Genomic DNA, 11,375 nt, shown 5'->3' with positions numbered 1-11,375 from the left:
CCCAGAACCAGTGGTCCTCCCCCTCCATCTCGACAAACCGCGCCCCCGCTATCCCCGCCGCCAGGTCCCGCCCGGCTTCCACCCGCACCGCCCGGTCACCTCTGCGGTGCAGGACCAGCGTCGGCGCCGTGACCTTTGACAGCAGCGGACGCACGTCGGCGTCGCGCAGCGCCTGCAGCAGGCCGGCGACGGCGCCGGGGCTGGAGGCGGCCCGGAGCAGGCCGGCCCACCAGGCGCGCGCCTGGCGGTCTTGGGCGACGCTCGGCGCGAAGGTTTCGATTTCCGCCGGGCCACCCCAGCCGGCAAGCAGGCGCTGTTGCCAGAGGTCGTACTGCGCCGAGGTGAGCGCGAAGGGGTAGTCGGGCGCGCGGCTGCCCTTGGCGAGCGAGCCCCACAGGACCAGGCCGGTCAGGCGGTCGGGGTGGTCGACGGCAAAGCGGATGCAGCCCGGCCCGCCCTCCGAGGCGCCGACCAGCACGGCTTTGCGGCTGCCGGCCGCATCCATGACAGCCAATATGTCGCGCGCGGTCGCCTCGACGGTCGGGCGGGCGCCGACGCGGTCGGACAGGCCCATGCCGCGCCGGTCGAACAGGATCAGCCGGCCGAGCCGTGACACGGCGCTGAGCCAGGCGCGGCAGCTCCTGTCTTCCCAGATCCGCTCGACATGCGAGATGAAGCCCGGAACCAGCACGATATCGGCCGGGCCGCTGCCTATGGTCTGGTAGGCGATATGGATGCCGTCCACGGCGACATAGCGGGTTCTCGGCATCTCCGGTTCGGCATCGCTGGCGTGCAGCAGAGCCAGCGTGGCCGGGTCCGGCGCCACGCCGAGTTCGTCGCGCAGCAGCCGCACGCAGGCCTCGCCCTGGCGCTCGGCCGCCGCCCGGTCGCCGGCGGCCAGATGGGCGCGGATCAAATGGCGGTGCGCGCTTTCGCTCAAAGGGTCGAGGGCGGCGAGGCGCGTCGCGTGCAGCACGGCAGTCCGCGCAGCGCCGCCGGCGATCCTGGCTTCCACCAGCCGCTCCAGCGCCTGCACCAGCCGGCTCCGCAAGGCCTCGCGGCGAAAAAACACCCATTCCTCGAATTCGGGACAATCCGGCAGCGAAAAGCCGGCGAGATAGTCGCCGCTGTAGAGGCCGGCGGCCTCGTCGAGACGCCCGGCGTCGCAGGCATGGTCGAAGGCGATGGCGTCGGCCTCGACTGCCGGGCGCAGGCTGAGCGATGCCGCGCTGGCTGATATGATCTCCTCGCCGAAGGCGACGCGGATCTTGTAGAGCGTGCGCCGCAGGCGGGCGCGTGCGGCTTCCGCGTCGGCCTCGGGCCACAGCAGCGTGGCGGCGACGTCGCGCGCCACCGGTCCGCCGGCCTCGGCCAGGTAGATGACGAGCGCGGCCGCCTTGCGCAAGGCGAGCTCTATCCGCCGCCCGTCCAGCCGGAACTCCGGAAACCCCAGCAGCCTGAGTTGTATCAGCTCCATCGATCCGCACGCGGCCGCGCAAGTAGAGGACGTTGAGGGGACGCCGGCCTTCTATCCATCCCCGCGAAATCGCGCCGATCCGGCCCGATCAACTCCCTTGGAGCGAGAAATGTCACCGGTCAATACATCAAGCCATCACACGCCAGAACGGCTTACCTCAGGTGCCAACACCAGACATGGAGGCTGAGCCATGTGCCAGACCTGCCTCTCCTGGTACGCGCGCTGCGTCGCGCCGTATTTCGTCCATGCCGGCTGTTCGGCCGGCGCCTTCACGCAAATGCGCAAGCGGGTCATCCCGCTTGCGCAAGGCGTCGTCGTGGAGGTCGGCTTCGGCTCGGGCCTCAACCTGCCCTATTACGACGCCGCCAGGGTCGAGCGGCTGGTCGGCATCGACCCCGACGGCACCATGCTTGGCCTCGCAGCACCCAAGAGCCGCGCCATGCCCTTCGCCGTCGAATGCATCCGGGCCGGAGGCGAAAGCCTGCCTTTGGCCGACGGCATCGCCGACACGGTGGTCGTCACCTATGCCTTCTGCACCATTCCGGACCCTGAGGCGGCGCTGAGCGAAATCCGCCGGATCCTGAAGCCGACGGGCCGGCTGATCTTCATCGAGCATGGCCAGGCCGAGGGACCGCGCTGCCGCCGCTGGCAGGAGCGCCTGAACCGGCTGTGGGGATCGATCGCCGGCGGCTGCCACCTCAACCGCGATCCGCTGCGGCTGATCGGCGGGGCCGGATTCCGCCTGCTCGAAGTGCAGCACGGCCGCTTCCCCCTGCCCCTATGGCAGCTGGGCAGCCACCACGCCGGCATTGCGGCGGCGGGCTGACCGGTCAGCCTTGTCTTGCCCCGTGCATCGATGTCGCGCCGGGAGTCGCACGCGCCACAGCCGCCCTCACAGCGCCAGGCTCCCCTGCTGCGCCTCCTCGGCATTGGGGTCGCCGGGGGCCGTGGCCCAGGCGAGTTCGACCAGCGTCACGGTGCGCCTTCCCGTGCCGTCGAGCTGGCAGACGATCAGGCCCTGCTCCTCGATATAGGTCAGCAGGCGCCGGGCGCGGCGCAGCGAGTGCGAACCGTAGGCGCGCGCGATCGCGGCGTCGCTCGGGCACGGCCAGCCTTCCTTGGCCGCGCGCGCGATCATCATGAACACGCCCTGCATGTCGTCGGGCAGCAGCGAGGCGCGCACGGAAACGTCCCGCCATGCATCGTCCTGCGTCGTCTCGGAGCCGAGCCCGGCGCGGGCGCGCGTCAGCATGCGGCGGAATTCGGCGAGGTCCGGCACCACCGAGGCGAGGCCCTCGATGCGGCAGCGCACCACGAATTCCTGGTAGAGCACGCCGATGACGCGAAAACCCGCATCGGGCTGCGCCAGGATGGCGCGCAGCACGCGGTCGACCCGCTCGCGCCGCTCCGCCAGGTCCTCGGCGCTGATTTGCGGCTCCGCCGGTTCGGGGCGGATTTCCAGCGCCGCCGACTTTGCCGCCATCAGCTGGTCGAGCAGGTCGGGCGACGCCACCCGGCGCGGCGTGCGCACCGTCTCTGGCGGCGGCGCCGCCAGGATGATCGCGCGGGCGTCCTCCAGCGCCGCCTCCGGCATCGCCATCAGCCGCGGCGTGCCGTTGCGCGGGCTGGTGTCGGTCGGGCCGATGCGCAGGCCGAGCGGCCGCCGCGACAGCGCCGGCCCCAGCGCCATGAACTGCCCGCGTTCCAGATCGCGGAAGGCTTCCGCCTGGCGCCGCTCCATGCCCAAGAGGTCGGCGGCACGCGCCATGTCGATGTCGAGGAAGGTGCGGCCCATGAGGAAATTGGAGGCTTCGGCCGCGACATTCTTGGCGAGCTTGGCCAAACGCTGCGTGGCGATGATGCCGGCGAGCCCGCGCTTGCGGCCGCGGCACATCAGGTTGGTCATGGCGCCGAGCGAGAGTTTGCGCGCCTCGTCGGAAACCTCGCCGGCCACCGCCGGCGCGAACAGCTGCGCCTCGTCGACCACCACCAGCATCGGGTACCAATGGTCACGCGCGACCTCGAACAGCCCGCCGAGGAAGGCGGCGGCGCGCCGCATCTGGTTTTCGGCGTCGAGCCCTTCGAGGTTGAGCACGGTGGAGACGCGGTGGATGCGCGCTCGCTCGCCGGCCGCCTGCAGGCCGCGCTCGGTATGCTCCTCGGCATCGATCACCAGATGGCCGTAGCGCTCGCCGAGCGAGACGAAGTCGCCTTCGGGATCGACAATGGTCTGCTGCACCCAGGGCGCGCTCTGCTCGAGCAGGCGGCGCAACAGATGCGACTTGCCGGAGCCCGAATTGCCCTGCACCAGAAGGCGGGTCGCCAGCAGTTCCTCGAGATCGAGGTTCGCTGGGGCGCCCGCCGTGGTGTGTCCCATCTCGATCGCAACGGTCATGTCTCGACTCAAAAAGGTCTCCTGCGCGGCATGGGGCTTAGCAACCCAGGCGCGGCCCGTCGAGCACCGATGGCCGGCAGCCCGGTGTTGCGCACAGTTGTGAGGGAAGGGTCGGCAGGAACGGCCGCCATCAGCCGCCCCTGTGGATAGTAACCAGCTGTTCACCATGGGCCGGCGTTGCGGTTGCGGAGGCCGGCCATCCGTTTAGCCTGACCTTGCATCGCGCCCCAACGAGATGCACCCCAACGCCCCAAATGGCGGCCGGCGTCTTCAAGTTTCGTTTCTGTATGCGCCGGTCGTCAGCCTACCCGTTACAGCGCCGCAGCTTGCCTCGGCACCGGTGCCAGGGGCGGTGCATCCAGCCCCTTGAACGGGTCGCGCCAGGCCTCGATGGCTTCGAGCCGGCGATACCAGCTGATGAGCGCGGGATAGTCATCGAGCGGCAGGCGGGCGGCATCGTTGAAGGGCAGGAAGGCCGCCATGCGGAAATCGGCATAGGAAAGCGACGTTCCGACCAGCCATTGCCGGTCGGCCAGTTCCGCCTCCAGGATCGCGGCCCCCTTGTGGAACTCTTCCAGCCCTTCCCTGACCTTGTCCTCGTCGATCGGCCCGATGCCATAGCGCTGCTTGGTGCCGCGCTCGAAATGCACGGTGTCGCAGGCGCGCATGAAATTCTCCTTGCCCCAGCTCAGCCAGCGAATCATCTCGGGCTCGTCCTCGCCGGTGCGCCAGAAATCGGAACGCGCCGCGCGCGACAGCCGGCAGGCGATGGCGTCGGCCTCCCACAGGCTGCCGCCAGGCCATGCCAGGATGGGAATGGAGAGATTGGGATTGAGCGGCCGGAATCGCTCCGCTTGCCCCGGCGCAAAGGGTGAGGCGAATTCGAAAGTCACCTGCGCCTTGAGATGACGCGCCACCGCGACCGCCAGGCGCGGATTGGGATTGCGGCTGAAATAGAGTTTCATTCCGCCCGGCTTCGGCTCGACCTTGTCATTCATGAGTGTCACTCCTGGTCCTGGCGAACATGCCAGACCAAGGACGCGTCCGGCAGGTGCAATCCGACAAAGTGTGGGTTGACCACCATCGATGGCAAGGCGACACTTCATCTCGCACCAAAGCAGGAGGAATTGCGATGGACGAGCCCGAACGGTGGCGCCACATGTCGACGGCACCCAAGGACGGCAGCCGGATCCTGGTCACGGTCCGACCCTCCGAACAGGGGCCTGCGGAAGTCGACCTCGCCTACTGGTCGCGCGGCGACCAGTTCGCCGGTGAAGGCTGGCGCGCATCGGATTCCTCGCCCGGCCGCGTCGTCGAATATGCCGAACCCGAGCTGAAATGCTGGATGCCCATGCCCTCGGCCAACCTCAGCCGCGGCGGCTCGATGCCCGCCCCCTGGGAAGGCGACGACGCGCAACAACTGGACGGGTCTGGGATTTAGCGCAAAGGCGTAAGCGGCCGATCTGTCCCCTAGGATGGGTCGGAATTTAGCGAGCGCGGACGGTGAAGCCGCCGATCTCCCCCCTCGTGGGGGTTGAGGAGTGGTCCGCGTAGCGGACAGAAAGCCAATCGCTTGGCTTTCTGAACGACGAACGTCCGGCAGGACAGAAGTCCAGCTTGGGTTCCTCGCCCCACGAAGTGGGGAGAGGTGGCTCGGCGAAGCCGAGACGGATAGCGGAATGGCGCTGACCTGTGCTGGAATGCTCCGGCAGGAGTGCCAGCGCCTTACGAAGGCCCCCTCTCCGACCGCTTCGCGGCCACCTCTCCCCCCGCTTCGCGGGGGCGAGGAACCAGATCCTGAGAGGCCGGCGGGCCAGCGCCCCCCCTCTGCCCTGCCGGGCATCTCCCCCACAAGGGGGAGATCGGCAGTTTTGCCGTCGGCGCGCCCTTATTAGCACTGCTGCTTTGGCAAGAGCCTGACCTCAAAACAAAAACGCCGCCGTCGCCGGGTTCGGTCCATCCCGTCCGTCGGCCGAATCCATGCCCGCGATCGTCTTCAGGTCCTGCGTGTCCAGTTCGAAGTCGAAGACGTCGAAATTGGCCGCGATGCGGTCCTGGTGGATCGATTTGGGGATGACGATCAGCCCTTGCTGGAGATGCCAGCGGATGATCGTCTGCGCGGCGGACTTGCCATGCTTCGCTGCAATGCCCGCGATCGTCGGGTCGCCGAGCAGCCGGCCGCTGCCGAGCGGGCTCCAGCTCTCCGTTTGGATGTCATGCCCGGCATGAAATTCCCTGAGCGCGCGCTGCTGGAAGCGCGGATGCAGCTCGATCTGGTTGGCCACCGGAACCACGCCGGTCTCGCCGATGATGCGTTCCAGATGATCCCTGTTGAAATTCGAAACGCCGATCGACTTGATGCGGCCGGCCTGCTTCAGCTCGATCAGGGTCTTCCAGGCCTCGACATATTTGTCGCGGCTGGGCACCGGCCAGTGGATCAGGAACAGGTCAAGCTGCTCGATGCCGAGTTTTTCCATCGTGTCGTCGAAAGCGCGGAGCGCCGCGTCGCGCTCATGCGCGCCGTTGCGCAGCTTCGAGGTGATGTACAGCTCGCTTCTCGGCACATCGGCGGCGCGGATCGCCTCGCCGACGCCTTCCTCGTTCCGGTAGCCCTGCGCGGTGTCGATCAGCCGGTAGCCGGCCTTGATCGCCCAGCCCACCACATCGGCGGTGATGCCGTGATCGACCTGCCACACGCCAAGGCCTAGCTGGGGAATGGCGGTGCCGTCGTTCAACGTCATCAGTTCTGGCATGGTCGGATCCTTTGCGAAGAAATGTCCGGGCGGTCGCCCGACCCAGCCTATCTAGGCACGTGCCGGGACGACGACCAGTCGCCGGCGGACAAATTCGCCGGCGACTTCACAGACTTGATGTCTTCGTCAGGGGAACCGGCTCATTTCGGCCGGCGCACCGCCCGCACCACCGGAGTGGATGTGCTGCCGCAGAACAGGCGGTCGGCGCCGTCGGATTCCAGCCCCGAGACGCTCATGCCGGCCGGCATGTCGAGCCTCTCCAGAAGCTTGCCGGTTCTCGGGTCTACGCGGCGCAGATCGCTCTCGTCGCCCTCCCAGGTGGCGTGCCACAATTCGCCATCCACCCAGGTCACACCGGTGACGAAGCGGCTGGATTCGATGCTGCGCAGGATTTTTCCGGTCTCGGGGTCGATCTGGTGGATCTTGCGCTCGCGGTACTGCCCCACCCACAGCGTGCCTTCGGCCCAGGTCAGCCCGGAGTCACGGCCGCCGCCGGGCGCCGGGATCGTGGCGAGCACCGCGCCCGTATCGGGATCGATCTTCTGGATGCGATCATTGGCGAGCTGGAAGAAATGCCGGCCGTCAAAGGCGGTGCCGGCGTGTGCGGCGACATCGATCGAACGCAGCGTCTGCCCGCTTTGCGGATCGAAGGCGTTCAGCCTGTCGCCCGAGGCAAACCAGACGTTCTCGCCGTCGAAGCTCACCCCATGTATCCGCTCCACGCCGGGAAAGGGTCCGTATTCGCGCAGGATTTCGGCCGGTGAATGCTTCATGTCTTGATCCTCGTGGTCGTCATCCGCTGATCTACGTTACGGGATTTAGGTGTGTCGAGATTCAGGTCAGGCCGAGTCGAAAATGGTGGCTTCCGAGAACCGGAGCGGAGCGTACTTTTCGTACGTGAGCACCGGAAGCGCAGGAAGCCGCCGTTTGCAGACCGGCCTCACCTGAATATCGCCACACCTTAGCCGTTTGGCAGCGGCGCCGGGAGTAACAAGGTGGTCGTGAATCCGGCCACCGGCGGCGTCATCCAGCGGCGCGCCCGGCCATGGCCGAAAGACTGCACCTTGCCGGCCTCGGCGAGCGGCTCCAGCGCCCGCTGCACGCTGCGCTGGCCGGTTCCGAGCGCCAGCGCCAGCGCCGAGCTCGACCAGGCTTCGCCATCGGCGAGCAAGGCCAGCACGGCGGCGTGGCGTTCCTCGATCGGCCGCGCCAGCACCATCACCGCGCGCGCCAGGCCCGGCGCCAGCGTGAAACCGCGCTTGGTGGCGCTGATGTCGGCAAGTGCTGCAAGCTCGGCGCGCAGCCGGCCGATCTCGACGCGCAGCCGGGCGCGGTGCGATTCATCGGCATGCTTGCCGCCAAAGGCCCGCGCCACGAGCTCCTCTCGCGACACATCCCCGGGCCAGGCTTCAGCGAGTGCGCGCGCCAGCGCGAACAGCACCGGCCGGCTCGCCAGCGAGACTGTTCGGTCCCCGGCGCGCACGGTGTAGCGAAAGGCATCGACGACCAGCGCCGGCGATGCCTGCAGCGCCTCGACCTCTTCGAGCAGCAGCGGCTGCTCCCTGCCTTGCGTGATCAGCCGCGCCGCCGGCGTTTCCAGCGCCAGGGATGCGGTGGCGACCTCGGCCATAAGGCCTGGAATGCCGGCCTGGCGGGCGGCGTTGCGCGCCCATTCCAGCGCCGCGCGCGCCGGCCGGGTTCTGAGCCGCCGCATGGCGATGCCGGCGACGGCGAGCTCATGCGCGGCCCGCGCGGCCGGCGGCAGCGGCGTCGGGTCGAGCCCGGCCAGCACGTGCTCGGCCTCGTCGAGCCGGCCGATCAACAGCAGGCGCCGCACCTTGAGGTGGCCGGCATGCGCCGCGTTCAGCCGGTCGCCATGCTTTTCCAGCGTCGTGCGCGCCGCGTCGAGCGCCTTGGCCGGCCAGCCCAGGTCACGCGAGACCAGCGCGATCTCGGCCTCCGCGACGACGCATCTGGCGCGCGCGACAGCTTCTTTCGGGCTGAAGGCGCGCGCGGCCCGCCGCAACAGAAGCTTGGCGCGATCGAAGTCGCCGAGCTGCGCCATGGCGATGCCGCGCAGCGCCAGCGCCGGCGCGTCCTCGCGCAGGGCGACGCGGTCGAGCGCCCCGAGCGGATCACCCGCCGCCAGCGCCAGCGCCGCCGCGGTGATCAGCGAGTCCATTCAAATCCCGTCACACTTGTAACTCCCACCCCGGCACGTTTGCGCCCTAACTTAAATCACCACCGCCGGTCAGCAAGCGGCGTTGGCCCGATGGAGACCTAGCCATGTGGCTGAGGCCGCCATCGGCACCGTTGACGCCAATTCCGGCACTCGTTAGCCTGAGCATCTCAGGTATTAATAGTAAGCATCTCATTAGGGATAGTTGAAAATGCCTGCAACCGACAATCTCGAACACACCGCACGCCCCCGCCACCCCTGCTGCGCCGTGCCGGATGATTCAAATCCCGTCGCAGATGTAACTCACCTCACCCAGCCTCATCGCTCTAGCCTGGATCCCAAGGCGATCACGGCCCGCGACGGCACCATGACTGACAAAGGAGAAGACCAATGACCAAGCACATGACGATGAAGACCCCACCGATCGTTTCGCGGCAGGAATGGGACGCTGCCCGCGAAAAGATGCTGGTGAAGGAGAAGGCGACGCTGCGCGCCAAGGACGCGCTCGCCGCCGAACGCCGGCGCATGCCGTGGATGGAAGTGGACAAGGCCTATGTATTCGAAGGCCCCAACGGCAAGGCAAGCCTGCTCGACCTGTTCGAAGGCCGCCGCCAGCTGATCGTCTACCGCGCCTTCTTCGAGCCGGGCGTCTATGGCTGGCCCGATCATGCCTGCCGCGGCTGCTCACTCGGCGCCGACCAGGTCGGCCACCTCGCCCATCTCAACGCCCGCAACACCACGCTGGCCTACGCCTCACGGGCACCGCAGGCCGACATTGTCAGGCTGAAGGCGCGGATGGGCTGGGAGATGCCCTGGTACACGATCACCGACAGCTTCGACAAGGATTTCGGCGTCGACGAGTGGCACGGCCACAACGTCTTCATCCATGACGGCGACCGCGTCTTCCGCACCTATCTCATCAACAGCCGCGGCGACGAGCAGATGGGCACGGTCTGGAGCTATCTCGACGCTACCCCGCTCGGCCGCCAGGAGATCTGGGAGGATTCGCCCGAAGGCTATCCCCAGACCCCGCTCTACAGCTGGTGGAACTGGCACGACAATTACGAAGCCGGGGCGGACAAGAAATGGGCCGAAGTGGCCGCCGCCGGCGAAGCCGCCTTCAGGGATAAGGGTGAGTAAGCAGGGACTGGACAGGAAAGCGCTCCTCTCCCTCGCTCTTGGCGAGGGAGAGGAGCCCAAATCCTGAAGGACCGCGACCATCAAGGAATTAAGATCATGAGCGATACCCACATAAGCACCGCCAGCGCGACCCGTGAAAGCACCACCACCCTTGGCGTCGCCGACTGGCTCTGCCTCGCCGCGGCGCCCACCTTCGCCCTGATGGCCCTGCTGTCCTGCCTGCAAGGCGGCGACGCGGCCATGCTGTGCATGGGCGCCTCCCCGCTGACCGGCCCGTCTTTGACCGGGATGCCGGCCATGTATCTCTTGATGAGCGCCTTTCATCTGGCACCCTGGCTGCGGGTGATTTCCGGCCGCCAGGTCCGATAGAGCCGGCGCGCCTGCATCAAACATCCCACATTTCGGAGAAGACAATGAGGCTGGTCAGGCTACGAGCGCCGGGTGGCTTGGACAGGCTCGACTTGGTCGAGGAAGATCCGCCGCAGCCGAGCCCTGGTGACGTGATGGTCAGGATCCGCGCCTGCTCGTTGAACATGCGCGACGATTTCGCCGTGCAAGGCAAGACAAAGCTGGCCGACCGCCGCGTGCCGCTGTCCGACGGTGCGGGTGAAGTGATCGCCGTCGGCAGCAAAGTCGATGCGCTCAAGCCCGGCGACAGCGTCGTCAGTGTCTTCTATCCCCGGTGGCTTGACGGCGACATGACGCCCGCCACCAGGCGCGACATTCCAGGAGAGAGTTTCGACGGCTTCGCCAGCGAATATGTCTGCATGCCCGCGCAGGCCTTCACCAAAGCTCCCGCGGGCTATACGCACGGGGAAGCCGCGGCGCTGACCTGCACCGGCGTCACCGCCTGGCGAGGCCTGGTCGTATCCGGCAAGGTCAGGCCCGGCGACACGGTGCTGGTTCTGGGCACCGGCAGCGTGTCGTTGTTTGCGCTGCAATTCGCCAAGGCCGCCGGCGCCCGGGTCATCGCCACCTCCTCCGACGAGGAAAAGCTGGAGCGGCTGAGCCGCCTCGGCGCCGACGCCGTCATCAACTACAAGGCCGTGCCGGACTGGAGCCGCAAGGTTCGGGAGCTGACGGATGGCCGCGGCGTCGATCACGTGATCGAAGTCGGCGGCCCCGCCACGCTGGCGCAGTCCATAGCCGCCTGCCGGACAGGCGGCCACATCGCCCTGATTGGCGTGCTGACCGGCTTTGCGGCAGATGTCTCGATCCCGGCCATATTCTCGAACCAGATCCGCATCAGCGGCATTTCGATCGGCAGCCGGGCGGACCAGGAGGACATGATCCGCGCCATAGACGTCAATCGCATCAAGCCCGTCATCGACCGTCGCTTCCCGCTGCGCGAGATAGCCGCCGCCTTCACGCACTACGCAGCGCGGAAGCATTTCGGCAAGGTCTGCCTGGAGGTTTGAGCCCTGCGTGACC

At 67.8% G+C, this 11,375-nt stretch carries 11 protein-coding genes; 5 read left to right on the top strand and 6 right to left on the bottom strand.

The window, feature by feature from the left end; all coding sequences use genetic code 11:
- Nucleotides 1-1,477, bottom strand: a 1,477-nt coding sequence (locus D3242_RS30075; RefSeq protein ID WP_120145565.1) for a bifunctional AfsR/SARP family transcriptional regulator/alpha/beta hydrolase, incomplete at its 3' end; no start/stop codon positions are given.
- Nucleotides 1,478-1,667: 190 nt separating this feature from the next.
- Here D3242_RS30075 and D3242_RS30070 point away from each other — a divergent pair.
- On the top strand, nt 1,668-2,303 hold the full coding sequence (locus D3242_RS30070; RefSeq protein ID WP_064981855.1) for a class I SAM-dependent methyltransferase: 636 nt from the start codon (nt 1,668-1,670) through the stop codon (nt 2,301-2,303).
- A 66-nt stretch (nt 2,304-2,369) separates the two neighbouring features.
- On the opposite strand, the gene D3242_RS30065 is transcribed toward D3242_RS30070, so the two are convergent.
- A complete protein-coding gene (locus tag D3242_RS30065) occupies nt 2,370-3,872 on the bottom strand; it encodes a helicase HerA domain-containing protein (RefSeq protein ID WP_064981858.1) in 1,503 nt (500 codons plus the stop codon).
- Between the two features lie 311 nt (nt 3,873-4,183).
- Nucleotides 4,184-4,837, bottom strand: coding sequence for a glutathione S-transferase family protein (locus D3242_RS30060; protein WP_064981977.1), 654 nt, complete (start codon nt 4,835-4,837; stop codon nt 4,184-4,186).
- A 167-nt stretch (nt 4,838-5,004) separates the two neighbouring features.
- Between D3242_RS30060 and D3242_RS30055 the strand changes: the two genes are divergently transcribed.
- Complete coding sequence (locus D3242_RS30055; protein WP_019859393.1) at nt 5,005-5,313, top strand: hypothetical protein; 309 nt, start codon at nt 5,005-5,007, stop codon at nt 5,311-5,313.
- A 481-nt stretch (nt 5,314-5,794) separates the two neighbouring features.
- On the opposite strand, the gene D3242_RS30050 is transcribed toward D3242_RS30055, so the two are convergent.
- The 3 genes from D3242_RS30050 to D3242_RS30040 all read right to left on the bottom strand — a co-directional run bounded on the left by D3242_RS30050 (nt 5,795) and on the right by D3242_RS30040 (nt 8,807).
- The gene (locus D3242_RS30050; RefSeq protein ID WP_064981860.1) at nt 5,795-6,625 is read right to left on the bottom strand and encodes an aldo/keto reductase; all 831 of its coding nucleotides are present in this window, start codon (nt 6,623-6,625) and stop codon (nt 5,795-5,797) included.
- 140 nt (nt 6,626-6,765) lie between these two features.
- Entirely contained in the window at nt 6,766-7,398 is a 633-nt protein-coding gene (locus tag D3242_RS30045; protein WP_019859397.1) for a Vgb family protein, read from the bottom strand.
- 188 nt (nt 7,399-7,586) lie between these two features.
- Complete coding sequence (locus D3242_RS30040) at nt 7,587-8,807, bottom strand: helix-turn-helix domain-containing protein (RefSeq protein WP_019859398.1); 1,221 nt, start codon at nt 8,805-8,807, stop codon at nt 7,587-7,589.
- A 387-nt stretch (nt 8,808-9,194) separates the two neighbouring features.
- Here D3242_RS30040 and D3242_RS30035 point away from each other — a divergent pair, with 387 nt between their 5' ends.
- The 3 genes from D3242_RS30035 to D3242_RS30025 all read left to right on the top strand — a co-directional run bounded on the left by D3242_RS30035 (nt 9,195) and on the right by D3242_RS30025 (nt 11,362).
- A complete protein-coding gene (locus tag D3242_RS30035; RefSeq protein WP_010910518.1) occupies nt 9,195-9,944 on the top strand; it encodes a DUF899 domain-containing protein in 750 nt (249 codons plus the stop codon).
- 96 nt (nt 9,945-10,040) lie between these two features.
- Nucleotides 10,041-10,313, top strand: coding sequence for a hypothetical protein (locus D3242_RS30030; protein ID WP_064981861.1), 273 nt, complete (start codon nt 10,041-10,043; stop codon nt 10,311-10,313).
- A gap of 44 nt (nt 10,314-10,357) precedes the next feature.
- Entirely contained in the window at nt 10,358-11,362 is a 1,005-nt protein-coding gene (locus tag D3242_RS30025; protein ID WP_064981863.1) for a zinc-dependent alcohol dehydrogenase family protein, read from the top strand.
- Nucleotides 11,363-11,375: the final 13 nt, after the last annotated feature.

The organism is Mesorhizobium jarvisii (assembly GCF_003601985.1).
GTDB lineage: Bacteria > Pseudomonadota > Alphaproteobacteria > Rhizobiales > Rhizobiaceae > Mesorhizobium > Mesorhizobium jarvisii.
Note: the sequence above shows the minus strand (reverse complement) of the source record. Positions and strands in the feature narration are given on the sequence as shown.

Coding starts and splice junctions, on each gene's coding strand:
- D3242_RS30025 (WP_064981863.1), top strand. CDS start 10,358: ATGAGGCTGGTCAGGCTACGAGCGCCGGGTGGCTTGGACAGGCTCGAC.
- D3242_RS30065 (WP_064981858.1), bottom strand. CDS start 3,872: ATGACCGTTGCGATCGAGATGGGACACACCACGGCGGGCGCCCCAGCG.
- D3242_RS30070 (WP_064981855.1), top strand. CDS start 1,668: ATGTGCCAGACCTGCCTCTCCTGGTACGCGCGCTGCGTCGCGCCGTAT.
- D3242_RS30050 (WP_064981860.1), bottom strand. CDS start 6,625: ATGCCAGAACTGATGACGTTGAACGACGGCACCGCCATTCCCCAGCTA.
- D3242_RS30055 (WP_019859393.1), top strand. CDS start 5,005: ATGGACGAGCCCGAACGGTGGCGCCACATGTCGACGGCACCCAAGGAC.
- D3242_RS30030 (WP_064981861.1), top strand. CDS start 10,041: ATGAGCGATACCCACATAAGCACCGCCAGCGCGACCCGTGAAAGCACC.
- D3242_RS30040 (WP_019859398.1), bottom strand. CDS start 8,807: ATGGACTCGCTGATCACCGCGGCGGCGCTGGCGCTGGCGGCGGGTGAT.
- D3242_RS30045 (WP_019859397.1), bottom strand. CDS start 7,398: ATGAAGCATTCACCGGCCGAAATCCTGCGCGAATACGGACCCTTTCCC.
- D3242_RS30035 (WP_010910518.1), top strand. CDS start 9,195: ATGACCAAGCACATGACGATGAAGACCCCACCGATCGTTTCGCGGCAG.
- D3242_RS30060 (WP_064981977.1), bottom strand. CDS start 4,837: ATGAAACTCTATTTCAGCCGCAATCCCAATCCGCGCCTGGCGGTCGCG.